General features: G+C 44.3%; 15 protein-coding genes. 10 read left to right on the plus strand and 5 right to left on the minus strand.

Annotated features, from left to right (window positions below; all coding sequences use genetic code 11):
- Positions 1–21 precede the first annotated feature (21 nt).
- Together ACIFSR_RS07315 and ACIFSR_RS07320 are read right to left on the minus strand one after the other, a co-directional pair.
- Positions 22–423 carry a DUF350 domain-containing protein gene (locus tag ACIFSR_RS07315; protein WP_076266567.1) on the minus strand — a complete coding sequence of 134 codons (402 nt, stop codon included), beginning with the start codon at positions 421–423 and terminating at the stop codon, positions 22–24.
- Positions 424–537: 114 nt separating this feature from the next.
- A complete protein-coding gene (locus ACIFSR_RS07320; RefSeq protein ID WP_430056271.1) occupies positions 538–1,206 on the minus strand; it encodes a PspA/IM30 family protein in 669 nt (222 codons plus the stop codon).
- Between the two features lie 165 nt (positions 1,207–1,371).
- On the opposite strand from ACIFSR_RS07320, the gene ACIFSR_RS07325 reads away from it, so the two are divergent.
- Positions 1,372–2,529: an AI-2E family transporter gene (locus tag ACIFSR_RS07325; RefSeq protein WP_430056272.1), complete on the plus strand. Its 1,158-nt coding sequence runs from the start codon at positions 1,372–1,374 to the stop codon at positions 2,527–2,529.
- Here the strand turns inward: ACIFSR_RS07325 and ACIFSR_RS07330 are convergent.
- The 3 genes from ACIFSR_RS07330 to ACIFSR_RS07340 form a co-directional block, all read right to left on the minus strand.
- Positions 2,524–2,976 (minus strand): CBO0543 family protein, encoded by a 453-nt coding sequence (locus ACIFSR_RS07330; RefSeq protein ID WP_339205796.1) that lies wholly within the window; start codon positions 2,974–2,976, stop codon positions 2,524–2,526. The genes ACIFSR_RS07325 and ACIFSR_RS07330 overlap by 6 nt on opposite strands.
- A 104-nt stretch (positions 2,977–3,080) precedes the next feature.
- The gene (locus ACIFSR_RS07335; RefSeq protein WP_076266563.1) at positions 3,081–4,400 is read right to left on the minus strand and encodes a hemolysin family protein; all 1,320 of its coding nucleotides are present in this window, start codon (positions 4,398–4,400) and stop codon (positions 3,081–3,083) included.
- 316 nt (positions 4,401–4,716) lie between these two features.
- Positions 4,717–5,082 (minus strand): DUF4870 domain-containing protein, encoded by a 366-nt coding sequence (locus ACIFSR_RS07340; protein WP_430057051.1) that lies wholly within the window; start codon positions 5,080–5,082, stop codon positions 4,717–4,719.
- A 197-nt stretch (positions 5,083–5,279) separates the two neighbouring features.
- On the opposite strand from ACIFSR_RS07340, the gene ACIFSR_RS07345 reads away from it, so the two are divergent.
- The 9 genes from ACIFSR_RS07345 to ACIFSR_RS07385 all read left to right on the plus strand — a co-directional run bounded on the left by ACIFSR_RS07345 (position 5,280) and on the right by ACIFSR_RS07385 (position 16,030).
- The gene (locus tag ACIFSR_RS07345) at positions 5,280–6,341 is read left to right on the plus strand and encodes an LCP family protein (protein ID WP_256710808.1); all 1,062 of its coding nucleotides are present in this window, start codon (positions 5,280–5,282) and stop codon (positions 6,339–6,341) included.
- Positions 6,342–6,422: 81 nt separating this feature from the next.
- Positions 6,423–6,851 (plus strand): CBS domain-containing protein, encoded by a 429-nt coding sequence (locus tag ACIFSR_RS07350; protein ID WP_076266562.1) that lies wholly within the window; start codon positions 6,423–6,425, stop codon positions 6,849–6,851.
- A 242-nt stretch (positions 6,852–7,093) separates the two neighbouring features.
- Positions 7,094–7,999 carry a DUF2232 domain-containing protein gene (locus ACIFSR_RS07355; protein ID WP_430056277.1) on the plus strand — a complete coding sequence of 302 codons (906 nt, stop codon included), beginning with the start codon at positions 7,094–7,096 and terminating at the stop codon, positions 7,997–7,999.
- Positions 8,000–8,017: 18 nt separating this feature from the next.
- Positions 8,018–9,979 carry a DHH family phosphoesterase gene (locus ACIFSR_RS07360; protein ID WP_076266560.1) on the plus strand — a complete coding sequence of 654 codons (1,962 nt, stop codon included), beginning with the start codon at positions 8,018–8,020 and terminating at the stop codon, positions 9,977–9,979.
- The gene (gene rplI, locus ACIFSR_RS07365) at positions 9,976–10,419 is read left to right on the plus strand and encodes a 50S ribosomal protein L9 (protein ID WP_076266559.1); all 444 of its coding nucleotides are present in this window, start codon (positions 9,976–9,978) and stop codon (positions 10,417–10,419) included. The genes ACIFSR_RS07360 and rplI overlap by 4 nt, the downstream gene beginning before the upstream one ends.
- A 166-nt stretch (positions 10,420–10,585) precedes the next feature.
- Positions 10,586–11,947: a replicative DNA helicase gene (gene dnaB, locus ACIFSR_RS07370; protein WP_076266558.1), complete on the plus strand. Its 1,362-nt coding sequence runs from the start codon at positions 10,586–10,588 to the stop codon at positions 11,945–11,947.
- Positions 11,948–12,137: 190 nt separating this feature from the next.
- Positions 12,138–13,424 carry an adenylosuccinate synthase gene (locus tag ACIFSR_RS07375; protein ID WP_076266557.1) on the plus strand — a complete coding sequence of 429 codons (1,287 nt, stop codon included), beginning with the start codon at positions 12,138–12,140 and terminating at the stop codon, positions 13,422–13,424.
- A gap of 216 nt (positions 13,425–13,640) precedes the next feature.
- Positions 13,641–14,315 carry a hypothetical protein gene (locus ACIFSR_RS07380; protein WP_430056281.1) on the plus strand — a complete coding sequence of 225 codons (675 nt, stop codon included), beginning with the start codon at positions 13,641–13,643 and terminating at the stop codon, positions 14,313–14,315.
- A 140-nt stretch (positions 14,316–14,455) separates the two neighbouring features.
- Entirely contained in the window at positions 14,456–16,030 is a 1,575-nt protein-coding gene (locus ACIFSR_RS07385) for a M23 family metallopeptidase (RefSeq protein WP_339205784.1), read from the plus strand.
- The last annotated feature ends 43 nt before the right edge of the window (positions 16,031–16,073 follow it).

The following is a 16,073-nucleotide window of genomic DNA, read 5'->3' on the forward strand; positions in this document are numbered from 1 at the left end:
GTATATACTCCTTCTGAATAATTAGATAGACCCGATAATTAGTGCACCTGCAACATGCAGTGAACCTGCGAATAATGCGTAGTTGACTTTACCCTCATGAATACCTTGCTCCAGCTTCATACCGCTGACAGCGATGACGATTTTCTCTACGATCCACTCCAGTATGAGCAGCAGCACGAAGGAGATGAGCGAGATGAGTAGAGCTTCCCACATTTCACTTGATTTACTGATGGATTGGGACAGTATGTACGCTTGTGCAAATAATTTGAGTACGAAGCGAGTCGTTACCGCAGTATTTCCTTTTTTTATTTCCTGCAAATCATTGTACTTCGTAAAACGCGAGTCTAAAAACATGATGATGATTAACAAAATTGCTCCAGCACCTGTCCAAATCGGAATTCGAATAAGGTCAATCCAAGACATCGTCAGTTCCTCCAATGGTTCAATTTATAAAAAAGACCGCTTCCGTTAAAACCGGTCCTCCGATTCGTAACATAAGCGGCCACACTAGATAATATTTATGAAGTGACTAAGCTATTACTGTTTCTCGTATTGCTTCATCAAGGCGGCAAGCTCATCATCGACCGCTTTATCCTTGCCGAGCTTCTCAAACTCAGCATCAAGCGATTTTCCTTTGGCGCTCAATTCGTTACTGGCTTCAGCTTGCGCTTCCATTTGCAGCATCTTCTCTTCCATACGCTTCATGCCTGAAGCAGCTGAATCCGTACCGAAGCCAGACATTGCTTTATTGATTTCCGTTTGTGCCTTGGCTGCATTATAACGAGCGACGAGTGTCTCGCGTTTGTTTTTAAGCTCAGTGAGCTGCTGGCGCATCTCATCCAGCTTGCCGCGCAGATTGTCTGCGAGCAATTTATTCTGATCGAAGCTCGTTTTGTACTCCGTTGATTTTTGTTCGGCTGTTTTCTTCTCTTCCAAGGCACGACGAGCGAGCTCAATGTTTTGCGATTGTGCTGCCAGATGGGCTTGCTCACTGCGCTTCTCTACCAGCTGTGCTTGTTCTTCATAAAGCTGCTTGAATTTTTTCTCAATGGCAATTTGTGCTGCGACTGCTTTCTCGGCATCGGCTAGATCCTCTTGCATGTCGCGAATATATTGATCGGTCAACTTAACAGGGTCTTCCGCTTTCTCAATTAGAGCATATACATTCGATAAAGTAAGATCGCGCAGTCGTTTAAATATGGACAATGAAATCCCTCCTAGAATCGTAGTACGCATAAGTCATAATACGCGAAGAGCAAGCGAGTCGTTGCAAGTAAATGCAGAATCGATGCCATTCGCGTTTATATTTAAAGAAATGCTACAATAAACCAAAATGATCACCTGTATGAGAAGAAAAGAGGGAGCATAACCATGGAAAATAGCAAAACTGGAACGGAGCGGTTTAAGCGATTTATTTTGAACAATAAGTTCGTATTATTTCTGCTTGTTTTGTTGCTTGTTGGACTGAATATTATGGTGCTGACGAAAATTTCATACATTTTCACGCCTTTAACCGTGCTGCTCAAGACCTTGCTGCTGCCGGTCATATTGGCGGGAATTGCTTATTACTTACTTAATCCAGTCGTCGACTTCTTAGAACGAAAGGGAGTCAAACGGGTATATTCTATTATTATGCTGTTTCTGGTTGGCGCAGGACTGATTACAATTTTGCTGGTCATCGTCATCCCATTATTAAATGGGCAAGCCGTGAGCTTCGTGAACAGCTTCCCTAAATACGGTGAGCAATTGCGGGTTAAATTCGAGCAGTTTATGGATAGCGCTGGATTTATTCAAGTACAAGAGTGGTTTAATTTAAATCCGGAGAAGCTGACGTCCAATATTACAGAGCAAGCGACGTCCATTTTGAATGGAACGTTAACTAGCGTGGGTTCCTTTGTCGGTGCACTTAAAGAGGTTATTCTTGCGATATTGACGCTTCCGTTTATATTGTTCTATTTGCTAAAGGACGGGAAAAAGCTGCCGGAAACGATCGTTAGTGTCCTGCCTAACAAGCTTCAGCCGCACACGAAACGAATTATGGCAGAGATGAACGGACAAGTCAGCAGCTATATCCGAGGTCAAATTATAGTGAGCTTCTGTATTGGGCTGCTATTATATATTGGTTACTTAATTATTGGCCTTGAGTACTCACTTGTGCTTGCGCTGGTAGCTGCGTGCACAAGCGTTATTCCGTATCTAGGGCCTGCCATTGCGATTACACCAGCTTTAATTGTTGCTATGGTGACTTCGCCTGTCATGCTCCTGAAGTTGGTGGTTATATGGACGATTGTTCAATTAATCGAAGGCAAGTTCATCTCGCCGCAAATCATGGGCAAAACGCTGCATATCCATCCGATTACCATTATTTTTGTTATTTTGACAGCGGGCAACTTGTTTGGCCTTGCAGGGATTGTACTCGCTGTACCGGGTTATGCAGTTATCAAGGTCGTTGTAATTCATCTGTTCGAATGGTTTAGAAGCCGCTCGATTCTTTATGAAGCGGATAAGAATGGCGAAAACGTGCTATAATAACCGATTTCGCTTAAGCAGCTTGAAATATATAAAAACAATACCGAAAGCCAGCAGGTAGGATAAAAAGGTATACCCAATATTCCAGCCGTTGCCGTAGGATACTTTGCCAAAGATTAGAGCCATAAACTCAAGCAGTGTAGTGCCCAGTACGAACAAGAACAAAATTAGCATGGTTAACACAGGGCGTGCATTGATTAACCAGATCATAAAGCATGCTAAAATCGGGTAAAGACCGATATCAAGCGGCAAAGCGGAAACGGACTCGTCATTTGGGATAAGAGGGGTGAAATCCCAAAAATTTAATTGAAAACCGATTGCGTTGATGACTAAAGAGGAGACGGCTCCGATAGGGAAAATAAGAAGCAAGGTTTTGGGGCTTTTTATACCCAAATATATACCGGCAATCCAAGGAACAAAGAACCCAAATATAGTATTGATAAGCATTATAAGTTCCTTTCTTGAACATTTTTTATTAGAATGTCCTGAATCCGGATCAGCATGCGGGAAAAAGAAAAAAGGAAGGCGCCAAGTGCGCCTTCCTTTATGTTTTAACCAACCTCTGGTTTGAGCAGTCGAATGGGTGGTCCGATCGTCAGCTCAACTTTATTGATGCGATGTTTGCTTACTTCACGAACGGTAAAGGTCAAATTATGGAAGCCAAATTGTTTACCAGGCTTAGCTTCTTCCATTTCACTGTACAGCCAGCCGCCGACCGTATCGACTTCTTCATGCTCAAGCTCAGCTCCTATGAGGTCGCCCAGCTCAGTGAGCGATACCTTGCCATCCAGCATATAAGATGTATCCGACAGCATTTCGATGTCTTTGCGTTCATCGGCATCAAATTCATCTCTGATATCGCCGACAATTTCCTCCAAAATATCCTCAATCGTTACAAGGCCGGAAGTGCCGCCATACTCATCTACGACGATCGCAAAATGTACGCGCTCCTGCTGCATCCGTTTTAGCAATGTCTTGACAGGCATCACCTCGGATACGGACATGACAGGCTGTATAAGTGTTTGCAAATCAATTTCTTTGTTTACTTGATATTGAAGAAACAATTGCTTCGTGTTGATCATCCCGACGATATGGTCTTTGCTGTCGCCGGCAACAGGGAAGCGGGTATACTGTTCCTTGCGAATGATATCCATGTTTTCTTGCAGCGTATTGTTCTTATATAAGACGGTCATGTCTGTACGCGGAACCATAATTTCTTTAGCTAAAATTTCATCAAAAGCAAAGATCCGATTTACGTAACCATATTCCGTATTGTTGATTTTACCGCTCTCTAAGCTGTCTGTTAAAATAATTTGAATTTCTTCTTCGGAATGGGCGTTCTCATGCTCCTTCGCTGGCTTTAAGCCAAACAAACGAACCAACGCATTAGCAGATCCATTCAAGACCCAGATGAAGGGGTACATGACTTTGTAGAAAAGAATAATCGGTTTTACGACAGTGAAGCTGACAAGCTCTGCCTTCTGGATGGCAATGCTCTTAGGAGCAAGCTCACCAACGACCACATGGATAAATGTGATAAATAGAAAGGCGATTAGAAATGACAAAATGTGACTCAAATTACTGTTTAGATTCCATTGCTCGAATAGAGGGAGAAGCAGTTTTTCAACGGTAGGTTCTCCTAACCAACCAAGTCCGAGCGCTGTAATTGTAATGCCAAGCTGACAGGCAGATAGGTAACCATCCAAATTGCTTACAACACGTTGAACGGCAATTGCGTTTTTCTTGCCTTCAACGACTAACTGGTCGACACGGCTGGAACGAAGCTTAATGATTGCAAATTCAGTAGCTACGAAAAAAGCGGTTAACACAATTAGTAAAGCAACTAAGAGCAGATTAAGTCCTATACCCATAATAAATGTTCACAATCCTTCTTATTCGTATTTAATTGATGTTATTTAATAGTACGAACTTTCTGCCAATTCATCAAACCGCTGAAAAAGGGTTATACGGCTGCAAAAGCTCAATTTTACCGATTTAGAGAAGCCAGTAGAACAATATTAGCCGATACCTAGCGATTACGAGATTATTTGTCTGGTTTAATGAATAGTTCTTATGAACTCGAAATCAATAAAAAAAAGAACGGCAGCAGGCCGTCCAATTTTTTTGAAATATAAGAAAGGATATGATTTACTGCTACTTACCTTATATTTCGTAGTTTAGGCGATATTAAAACTTATTTGCCTGCTGCTCTGACCACTCACCGATGACAGGCAGCTTATTCAGCTTCCCTTGCAGCGTGAGCAGCATGAGGCCAATCCATGCAATGAAAGCGGCTAGACCAAGCAATATCCCTAGCAGCCAACCAATTATCGGGATAAAGCCTAACAAAATATTAGCGGCAATGAAAGCGACCGATAAGACGATAGACTGTACAGCATGCAATCTAACGAAGCGGCTCTTCTTCTCTAGCACAAGGAATATAATGCCGGTTATAAAACCTGCCAGGTAGCAAAGCAAGCCTGCTACTTTCGGATCAAGTCCCGTTGATGAGCTGTCTGGTTGTAAGGATGGAGGTTGATTCAAGAGATTCACCCTTTCTATTTTACCTATACTTGCAATGATTGTATTCGTCATACATTTTCAGTAGACCTCTTTATTTTATAAAATATTATCCAAAATTGGTATCAAAACTTTGTAAAAGGTTTGTAACCTGTTTCGACAAATTATCGTCTAAACTAAAGAATGCGTATTTATAAAAGAATTGATAAGATAGGAGAAGTCATCATATTATGAATAAAATGAATAAACGTAGATGGTTAATTGCTGCATCAGCTGCAGTAGTGCTTCTTGGTGTTGTTGGTTTTTTCAACAGAGGAACATTGGCTATGCTAGGGTTTGATTGGTTTCTGGAAGGTCAGGTAAAGAAGCAGCTTGAGCAATCTTATAAACCTATCGATGGACGGGAACCCGTTCCAGTGAGTACAATTAATAAGAAACAAGATCCATTCTCCATCCTGCTGCTCGGCATTGACCAACGCGGCAAGGAGACTGGACGATCGGATACGATGATCTATACGGTTGTTCGTCCAAATGACGGCGAGATGCTCATGGTTTCCATACCGCGTGATACGTATGTAGATATCGTCGGTAAAAATAAAGAGGACAAGATTACGCATGCATACGCTTTTGGCGGTGCGGGAATGGCAATGAACACGGTTGAGAAGTTTTTAGACACACCTATTCAATATTACGCTTCAATTAACTTTGAAGGATTCCGTAACGTGATCGACACGCTTGGCGGAATTTCGCTTCCTATCGAAGAGGATATTGTGAATAAAGATGCTGATCATGAGAAATTTGTCATTAAAGCTGGCCAGGACACTTACAACGGTAAGGATACACTGAACTATGTTCGTTATCGTGAGGATGCTGGCGGCGATATTAATCGTACAGAGCGTCATCAGATTTTCTTGAATCTTCTTATGGATAAAGCGAAACAAATGAATCAATGGTCCAAAATTCCTGAGCTTATGGATATTATGGGCGATAATTTCAGTACAGATATGCGTCCGCAGCAGCTAGTCGATTTGGGTCAAATCATGCTCATGGCGAAGGATCGCAAAATCTATAGCCATTCGCTGCTTGGTGACGGACATCGCTTGAAGAGCGGCGGAGCTTGGTATTATTTTGCCGATGAAGAAGATTTGTCGAAGGTACAGACCATGATCAAAAACTGGTTAGATGCAGATACACCTGCTTCCAGCTTAATATTGCCTGATAAGTACAATGAAGATAAGGTCAAAGATGTAGGTGCATTATCAAGCAGCGAAACGACGACTAAGCAGCCTTAATGCTGCTTGCTCCGCTCCGTCTTGCTGCTTTATGACCAATGGGAATGGAAAGAGCAAACGGATCGGAGTGGTTTAAGAAAAATGAATATCGCGTTTTTTTTGTTGCCTAAGCAAGAGGTTGTGTGTGTTACCCAGGATGTAACGTTAAGACAAACGCTAGAGCGTATGGAGTATCATCGCTATACGGCGGTCCCTATCATTAATGATGATGGCGGTTATGCAGGTACGGTTACGGAAGGCGATTTGTTATGGTATTTTAAAAATCATGCTGACTTATCACTGGAACAAACCAATAAGGTGAAGCTAATCGATGTACCGCTTCGAATGAACAACAAGACGGTACGAATTGATGCCAATATGGATGATCTGATCTCGCTGGCGAAGGTGCAAAACTTTGTGCCTGTTGTCGATGATATGAACCGTTTTATTGGCATTGTACGCAGAAGTGAAATCATTGATTACTGCCAAAAAATTATTATGGAGCAGCATAATGTGCTTCAGGATAAATAAGAAACGGCAGCGATTGGGATCGTCTTCAGGTACTATTTTCAAACTAGGCAGGGCAATATAATAAGCAATAAGACGGAATAAGCTTGCTGTTCCGTCTTTTTCTTTTATAGGAAGCGCCTAAGCGGACAGTTCGACTAAAGAGTGAGCCTGCTGGAATGTGAGTGATATGTTTAGCTTTTATGCTATAATGAGTTGTAAAAGTTTCGTAAGAAACCAGATTATATAAGCAAGAGGTGAACGGTTTGAGAACCGGCTTGAAACCAGTGCTGTGGAGCTTTGCGGCACTCCTTTTATTATTGTCCCTTCTAGTACCGCTATTTAACGTAATTACCATGCTGCTGCTTATGGTGCCGTATGTCGTGCTGTATACGATACTGTCGCCAAAGTCTTTTGTGCTGCATCTGCTTCCGGTATGGGCGCTGGCATTTATTATCGGCGGGCCAGCTACACTTATTATCGGATTATTTTTCCTCATACCGTCTATTGTGATGGGCCACTTGTATATGAAACAAGCGCCTGCCTCAAAGGTTCTTCGGACGGTCAGCGTTGTCGTTCTTGCTCAGTTGATGCTTGAGTTGATCATATTCGAGGCGTTCTTGAATATTTCGCTCATTAAAGAGCTCAGAACATTTATAAGGTCAACAGTCGATGAACTGATGACAAAGCAGCTGCTTCCTACAGAATGGAATTCGGATCTAACTGAGGTTGTTGCTCGTACGATGGTTAATTCTATTCCTGTGACCTTTATTATTATCGCTTTCGTACTCACTGCTATATCGCAATTTATAGCTCGCAGAGCTGTAAAGTGGAGCGGCGGCCCGGAAGTGCCTAGGTTTACGCGTGCCAAAGATTGGCGTTTGCCTCGTATACTCGTTGTGCTTTATTTAATTACTTATGTAATCGAGCTGTTCTCGTCGACGACGAGCGATTCTTTTTTTGCAGTGGCTTTGATGAACTTGTTACCTCTGCTTAGTTATGTTTTTGCGTTTCAGGCTGTCGGATTTTTCTTTTTCCTTGCTCATCAGCGAGGATGGAACAAAGCGGTACCGATTCTTATTGCGATTCCGGTGCTATTGATCCCGCCGCTTAGCTTGATCGGCGTGCTGGATACTGCTTTTCCAATCCGCAAGTCGTTTACGAAACCATAGCACAGGAGCGGATAGGAAATGCCGAAGTTTTTGGTTACACGATGGCACGGAATGCATCAAATGTGGGCCTTTGCATTGATGGTGCTCATGTCAGTGGGACTTGCATGGTTCGAGTGGCTGCTAGGGCTGCTCGGATTACTGCTCACGGCCTTGGTATTGTTTTATACCATAATGGCAGAACGTGCTTTCCGCAAAGATTTGAAATCGTATCTAGGCACGTTGTCCTACCGGGTTAAAAAGGCAGGAAACGATGTCGTCAGCGAGCTTCCTTTCGGAATTATTTTATATAACGAGGATCGTATGGTGGAATGGCATAATCCTTATATTGCTAATATGGTGGAGCGGGAAACCGTCATTGGCGTTCCGCTAGCGGAGCTGTTCCCATCATTGCAGCAAGTGAAGGAACGTGAAGGAACGATTGAAGCTACAGTAGGCTCGCAAGTTTACCAGCTGATCTTCAAGCAGAAGGAACGCATTCTTTATGTGAAGAACATTACGGATCTGTGGCAGCTTGGCCGCAAATACGATGATGAGAAGCTCGTTATCGGCATTGTAATGATCGATAATCTTGAAGAAGTTACGCAGGGTCTCGACGATCACCAGCGCAGCTCTATGCTCTCGAAGGTGACGACGGAAATTACCGAGTGGGCTCAAAAGTATCATATTTATTTGAAGAGGCTCACGTCGGATCGTTTTCTGCTCGTGACGGATCAAAAAACGTTAAAGCAGCTTGAACAGTCTCGTTTTGTCGTGCTGGACGAGGTTAGAGATATTACCGGCGATCACAAAATTCCGGTTACGCTGAGCATCGGTTTTGCGGCAGGGGCTGAGCATATAATCGAGCTCGGTCAATGGGCGCATATGAGTCTTGATATCGCGCTCGGACGAGGCGGCGACCAAGCAGCGGTGAAGGTTGGCAGTCGGCAATCCTTCTATGGCGGCAAGTCGAATGCGGTGGAGAAAAGGACACGCGTGCGCGCACGGGTGGTCGCACATGCATTACGTGATCTGATACGCGAGAGCCATAACGTAGTCATTATGGGGCACAAGATGCCCGATATGGATGCAATTGGAGCAGCTATCGGTGTTATGAAGGCAGCGCAGCTGTTCGGCAAGGAAGCTTATATTGTGTTAGAAGGCGTAAATCCAGCCATTCAGAAAATGATGGAGCTCATCCGCGAAGACGAGAAGCTGTCCAAACGCTTTGTCTCACCGGAGCAGGCCTCGGCATTAATTACACCTCAGACGCTCGCTGTCGTTGTTGATACGCACAAGGTATCGATGGTTAAGGAGCCTAAGCTGCTTACACAGACCGACCGCATTGTCGTTGTCGATCATCACCGCCGCAGTGAGGAATTTATCGCGAATGCGATATTAATTTATATGGAGCCTTACGCTTCATCAACATGTGAGCTCGTAACGGAGCTGCTGCAATACATCCATGATCGAGTTGTACTCGATGTACGGGAATCAACAGCTTTGCTTGCCGGTATTACAGTAGATACAAAGAGCTTCTCGCTTCGCACAGGTGCGAGAACGTTTGAAGCGGCATCATTCCTGCGCCGTAATGGGGCAGATTCGATGATGATTCAGCGGATGCTGAAAGAGGATCTTGAGGAATACGTACGCAAGGCCGAAATTATTAAGCATGCTGAGGTGCTATATGAGCATGTCGCCATTGCAGTAACCGAAAGCGGTCGTAAATATTCGCAGCTGCTCATAGCGCAATCAGCGGATACGCTGCTGAATATGACGGATATCCTTGCTTCCTTCGTTATCGGAGAGCGGCAAGATGGACTTATTGGCATTAGTGCGCGTTCACTAGGCCATATGAATGTACAGGTCGTCATGGAGAGAATGGGCGGAGGCGGACATTTGACGAATGCTGCCGCTCAGCTGGAAGGCTCTGTGGTGGAAGTAGCGGAACGTTTGAAACAAGTGTTAGAAGAAATTGAAAAGGAAGAGGGGTTATTTGAATGAAAGTAATCTTTTTGCAGGATGTTAAAGGACAAGGGAAAAAAGGGCAAGTAAAGGATCTGTCCGAAGGGTATGTACGTAATTTTCTATTGCCGCAAGGGCTTGCGAAGCTGGCATCCGACGGCAACCTGAAGACGCTTGAAGTACAGCATGCTTCTGAACAGAAGCGCAAGGATAAAGAAAAGCAGGACGCACAAGAACTAGGCAAGAAGCTTGAAGAGATGACCATCGTAATTAAGACAAAAGCAGGCGAGGGCGGCAGACTATTTGGTGCCATTACGAGCAAACAAATTGGCGAAGCATTAGCGGCGAAAGGCATTAAAGTAGATAAACGCAAAATCGAGCTTGATGATCCAATCCGTACGCTGGGTGTTACACAAGTCGTTGTGAAGCTTCACCCTGAAGTGAAAGCAAAGCTGAACGTGCAGGCGTCTGAAGAATAGAGCAGTCTAAAGTATAAGCCAAGGTTTGTTACAGAACCTTGGCTTATGCTTACGAAGTAGGCTTTTATGTAAGACTTAGCTATATGCTTACGATGTAGGTTTTCTTCGAAAACCTTAGCGTATGCTTACGATGTAGGTTTTCTTCGAAAACCTTTAGGAGGGGCCCATGAGCACTGAATTGATGTTTGATCGTGTTCCACCGCAAAACTTAGAAGCGGAACAAGCTGTTATCGGAGCGATATTGCTGCAATCAGAAGCCTTGATTACAGCGATGGAGCGCGTGCGCAGTGAAGACTTCTACAGCGGTCCTCACAGACAAATATATGAGGCGATGGTTGAAATCGCGGAGAACAACCAGCCGGTTGATCTCGTGACCTTGACTGCGCATTTGCAGGATCAGCATTTGCTTGAGGAAATTGGCGGAGTCAGCTATTTGGCGAAGCTTGCCAACTCGGTGCCAACCGCAGCAAACGTTGACTACTATGCACAAATTGTAGAAGAGAAGTCGATGCTGAGGCGCCTTATTCGCACAGCAACCAACATCGTATCCGATGGTTATGCGAATTCGGAGGATGTAGGTGTACTTCTCGGAGATGCAGAGAAACAAATTCTCGAAATATCGAACCGCCGCTCCGGCAGTGGGTTCATCTCCATTAGAGACGTATTAATGGAGGTATTCGAGAAAGTAGAGCAGCTGTACCAGGATAAAGGCGGCACAACAGGCATTCCATCCGGATTTACCGATCTGGATCGGATGACGGCTGGCTTCCAGCGAAGCGACTTGATCATCGTTGCTGCCCGTCCTTCTGTAGGTAAAACGGCATTCGCGCTTAACGTTGCACAAAATGTCGGCGTTCGCGCACGCGAGACCGTCGCGATCTTTAGTCTGGAGATGTCAGCGGCACAGCTTGTACAGCGTATGATTTGCGCAGAAGCAAATGTAGACGCCCAGCGGATGCGGACAGGGCATCTTGAAGGCGATGACTGGGAAAAGCTGACGATGGCGATTGGGTCGCTTTCGGAGGCACAAATCTTTATTGATGATACACCGGGCATTACGGTCGCAGAAATTCGCGCCAAATGCCGTCGCTTGAAGAAGGAAAAAGGGTTAGGCATGATCATGATAGACTATTTGCAGCTGATCTCCGGCCGCGGCAAAGCGGGCGAGAATAGGCAGCAAGAGGTTTCCGAAATTTCACGTACACTGAAGCAAATTGCGCGTGAGCTTGAAGTTCCCGTTATTGCACTTTCTCAGCTAAGCCGGGGCGTTGAGCAGCGGCAAGACAAACGTCCGATGATGTCCGACCTTCGGGAATCGGGATCTATCGAGCAAGATGCTGATATCGTATCGTTCCTTTACCGGGATGATTATTACGACAAAGAGTCTGAGAAAAAAGATATTATCGAGATCATTATCGCGAAGCAGCGGAATGGACCGGTAGGCACGGTTGAGCTCGTGTTTCTCAAAAAGTACAATAAATTCGTAAGTATCGATCGCGCGCATCAAGATCCGATGCAAGCGTCGTGAATATCCGAACAATTGCATGTGTAGTTATGCAATTGTTCGTTTTTAGTTTGACTTCTCGATGTTGGACTGCTACACTATTAATGCTGTCTTTTGACTTGTGACACGGGCCCTTTTATTAAAGGTTTGCTGGTGTATAAAGCATTGGGACGGTAATTTTCGGTGCTTATAAACACCGGACGGGGGTATAATTATGTCTACGGTTGTTGTAGTTGGTACACAGTGGGGAGACGAAGGTAAAGGCAAAATCACTGATTACTTGGCAGAGGGAGCCGACGTCGTCGCTCGTTACCAAGGAGGAAACAATGCCGGACACACCATCCTTATTGATAACAAAAAATATAAATTGACGATGATTCCATCGGGTATTTTCAATCATGATAAAACTTGCGTCATCGGTAACGGAATGGTTATTAATCCGGAAGCTCTGATTGACGAAATTAACTATATTCACGAAAATGGCTTCTCTACTGATAATTTGAAAATTAGCGATCGCGCTCATGTCATTATGCCTTATCACCTTGTGCTTGACGGTCTTGAAGAGGATCGTAAAGGCGATAATAAAATCGGCACAACTCGCAAAGGGATCGGCCCTTGCTACATGGATAAAGCGGCACGCAACGGCATTCGTATTGCTGATTTGATGGATGCTGAGGAATTTGAATCCAGAGTTCGCAGCATCATCATCGAGAAAAACCAATTGATTGAGCAAGTATATGGCGGAGCGCATCTTAATGCGGATTCCATCGTTGCCGACTATCTTGGTTATGCAGAAGTGCTTCGCAAATATGTAACAGATACTTCTGTTATTCTAAACGATGCTATCGATGCTGGTCAGAAGGTTTTGTTCGAAGGCGCTCAAGGCGTCATGCTCGATATTGACCAAGGAACTTATCCGTACGTAACATCATCCAACCCATCAGCTGGCGGAGTTTGTATCGGTTCTGGCGTTGGTCCGTCAAAAATCCAGCAAGTTATTGGTGTTGCTAAAGCATACACAACTCGTGTAGGCGATGGTCCTTTCCCAACAGAGCAAGACAACGAAATCGGTCAAATGATTCGTGACAAAGGCCATGAATACGGTACAGTAACAGGTCGTCCACGCCGCGTTGGCTGGTTCGATACGGTAGTTGTTCGTCATGCACGCCGTGTTAGCGGTATTACAGGTCTTTCTCTGAACTCGCTAGACGTTCTTACAGGCCTTGAAACAGTTAAAATTTGCACAGGCTACAAATTGCGCGGCGAAGTGATTGATACTTACCCAGCAAGCCTCAAAATGGTATCAGAGTGCGAAGCGATTTACGAGGAGCACCCAGGCTGGTCAGAGGATATCTCTGGCGCGAAAACACTTGAGGATCTTCCAGTGAATACACGCAATTACTTGAACCGTGTATCCGAGCTTACAGGTATTCCAATTGCGATCTTCTCCGTTGGCCGTAACCGTGAGCAAACAAATCCGGTTCGTCCGATTTACGAATAAAATGTTTCTTACAAAGGGTGGCCTGCGGGCCATCCTTTTTTTTTGTATATAAAAATGTTGAAAACTCGCTTTTAAACACGTAATTTATAGGAAATTAATAGAGTTTAGAAGAATGGTTGTCCCTAATGTTGACCATAATGGTATATATCAGATTATGGCAATTGCAGCTGCTAAATAACAATTTGTCAGCTGCTGGACGAAGGGATTGGTGCGGCAATGTTGAAAAAAGTAGAATGGCTGGCGAAAATTGTAGCAGCAGGATTAATCGTAAGCTTCTTATCCATTTGGACGACGGGATATATTGTAACCAGCTATGTGGAAACGATATTAAAACAATTCAATTTACCGCTTGAAGTGCCGCCGATGGCAATGTCAGGCGTATGGGGCAAACTATGGGGAGCAGATCCGCTAGTAACGACGGATATTGCAGATAAAGAAGAGAAGAAGACTATAGTTGATGGTGAGGATACTCCAGCAACAGATGCAGGTGAAAATGAGCAGGCTGATTCACCGGCAGCCATCGACGCCTTTGGCCAAGCAACGGATGCTCCGCTTACCGATATGGGCATTGGCGGGGGCACCGAAGCAGGAAGTGGCGCAAAACCTGAAGATGGCAGTGTTGAAGAGGGAACAGCAGGTGTTGATGATACCGAGACAGCGATGACAACGGATGATTTGACTGAGGTAAAGGATCAAATGAGCGATGAGGATAAGGAAAAGTTATTCAGTCTGCTTATGACAAAATTACCGCAAGAATCGTGGCAAACAATCTCTCAATATATCGAAAATGGGTTGACAGAACAAGAGTTGACAGAGATTCAACAAATAATGGCACAGCACCTCGACAAGACCGAATATGGGCAAATGATGGAGATTCTGAAAAAATATTAATATTGTGAATAGGGTGTAAAGGTTGCTCCAATTGTTGGGCATATGTTACAGTATTAGGCGAACGATCCGACAGGATAATTCGTCTTTTTTTATGTCGGAAATCGGAAAAAAAGTTGCATTAGCGCGAAAAGGAGACAATCATGACCGTTTTCAGGGACAAGGGTCGGATTCAGAAAGTATGGAATCAAGCGATTCAGTACTTTCGGCATGACCGATCGCAACAACTGGATGGCAAGACACAGCAACAATCCGCAAGTGATCAGGCAAACAAGCCGTTTTGGCGAAAAAAGCCGGTTCAGTTAGCGGGCGGGGCGCTCGTACTCCTCACAGTAGCCGGATTTAGCGGAATCCAATATGTTCAAGCAAACACAGTCGAATTTTATAACGTATATATGAATGGAACAGCCGTTGGAACCGTAAGTGATCCACAAGAAGTAGAGCAGCTAGTTTTGCTGGAAACCGAAGAGGTTCAGCAAGCTAACCCGGGCATTAACATGGTGCTTGATACAGGAACAATTACCTATGAGCCTGATCATGCATTCAAAGGAGCTCCAGAAACTGCTGGTACGCTGGACAAGCTTGAAGGGTTGTTTACCTCTCATGCGGTTGGTGTCGAAGTGAAGGTTGATGGAAAAGTCATCGGCATAGTGAAAGACCAACAGACAGCAGATGAAGTTTTATTGCGCGTGCAAAGCAAGTTTGCACCGAAGCTTGCCGCAGCGAAGAAGGAAGCAAAGGAAGTGAAGTCGCTTTCGTTCAATGCAAAAGATGCAAAGCCGCCAGCGCTTGATTCAAAGGCAGCCTCTAAGCAGCCTGGGCGTGAAGTGACAGAAGTTGAATTCATTGAAGCGGTAATGATGGAATCAATCGATACCGATCCAGAACAGATCATGGAAGCAGAAGCCATTTATAAGATGCTCGTTCAAGGCAGTATTCAACCAACTAAATATACGGTACAAGCAGGCGATTGCGTTGGCTGTATCGCACAGAAATTTGATATTTCCCCAGAGGTTATTTATAAGAATAATGCATGGATTAAAGATGATAAGATAACGATTGGCGATGTTCTAGATCTAACGGTGCTCCAACCGGAGCTCACAGTAAAGACAACCGAGAATTTAGTTGAAGTTGAAACGATAGAACCACCCGTTGAAATTAAGAAAAATGCGAGCATGCGTGTAGGCGAGTCGAAGACGATAGCAAATGGTACGGCTGGATCCAAACGAATGACTTATCGCATCGTGAAGCAAAACGGTTACGTCGTATCCGAAGAGCTTCTCACGAAAGAAGTAATTAAAGAAGCGACTCCAAAAATTGTTGAACGAGGAACGAAGGTTGTTTTGGGAGAAGGATCAGGACGTTTTGCAATGCCTGTCTCCGGATCTAGAATGACTAGTAAGTTCGGGAAACGTTGGGGACGCATGCATAACGGTATTGACCTTACTGGCAACAAGAACATTCTTGCATCCGATACAGGAAAAGTTGAGTTTGTTGGAACGAAGCCAGGTCTAGGCAAAACGGTTATTATCAATCATAAGAACGGCTACAAAACCGTATACGGTCACCTTAGCTCTTACAATACCAAAGTAGGGGATATTGTTGAGAAGGGTGAAAAGATTGCTATCATGGGCAGTACAGGAAACTCTACTGGCGTTCATTTGCATTTTGAAGTACACAAGGACGGCGTTTTGCAAAATCCATTAAAGTACTTATAACATATACCCATAATTTACTAGAGAGAAACACTTTTGCTATAAG

The sequence above is a fragment of the Paenibacillus sp. NRS-1760 genome, from assembly GCF_050467785.1.
In the GTDB taxonomy this organism is placed as follows: domain Bacteria; phylum Bacillota; class Bacilli; order Paenibacillales; family Paenibacillaceae; genus Pristimantibacillus.

Excerpts from the sequence above, each read along its gene's own strand:
- ACIFSR_RS07315 (WP_076266567.1), bottom strand. The coding sequence starts at position 423 with ATGTCTTGGATTGACCTTATTCGAATTCCGATTTGGACAGGTGCTGGA.
- ACIFSR_RS07325 (WP_430056272.1), top strand. The coding sequence starts at position 1,372 with ATGGAAAATAGCAAAACTGGAACGGAGCGGTTTAAGCGATTTATTTTG.
- ACIFSR_RS07330 (WP_339205796.1), bottom strand. The coding sequence starts at position 2,976 with ATGCTTATCAATACTATATTTGGGTTCTTTGTTCCTTGGATTGCCGGT.
- ACIFSR_RS07335 (WP_076266563.1), bottom strand. The coding sequence starts at position 4,400 with ATGGGTATAGGACTTAATCTGCTCTTAGTTGCTTTACTAATTGTGTTA.
- ACIFSR_RS07345 (WP_256710808.1), top strand. The coding sequence starts at position 5,280 with ATGAATAAAATGAATAAACGTAGATGGTTAATTGCTGCATCAGCTGCA.
- ACIFSR_RS07350 (WP_076266562.1), top strand. The coding sequence starts at position 6,423 with ATGAATATCGCGTTTTTTTTGTTGCCTAAGCAAGAGGTTGTGTGTGTT.
- ACIFSR_RS07360 (WP_076266560.1), top strand. The coding sequence starts at position 8,018 with ATGCCGAAGTTTTTGGTTACACGATGGCACGGAATGCATCAAATGTGG.
- rplI (WP_076266559.1), top strand. The coding sequence starts at position 9,976 with ATGAAAGTAATCTTTTTGCAGGATGTTAAAGGACAAGGGAAAAAAGGG.
- dnaB (WP_076266558.1), top strand. The coding sequence starts at position 10,586 with ATGAGCACTGAATTGATGTTTGATCGTGTTCCACCGCAAAACTTAGAA.
- ACIFSR_RS07375 (WP_076266557.1), top strand. The coding sequence starts at position 12,138 with ATGTCTACGGTTGTTGTAGTTGGTACACAGTGGGGAGACGAAGGTAAA.
- ACIFSR_RS07380 (WP_430056281.1), top strand. The coding sequence starts at position 13,641 with ATGTTGAAAAAAGTAGAATGGCTGGCGAAAATTGTAGCAGCAGGATTA.
- ACIFSR_RS07385 (WP_339205784.1), top strand. The coding sequence starts at position 14,456 with ATGACCGTTTTCAGGGACAAGGGTCGGATTCAGAAAGTATGGAATCAA.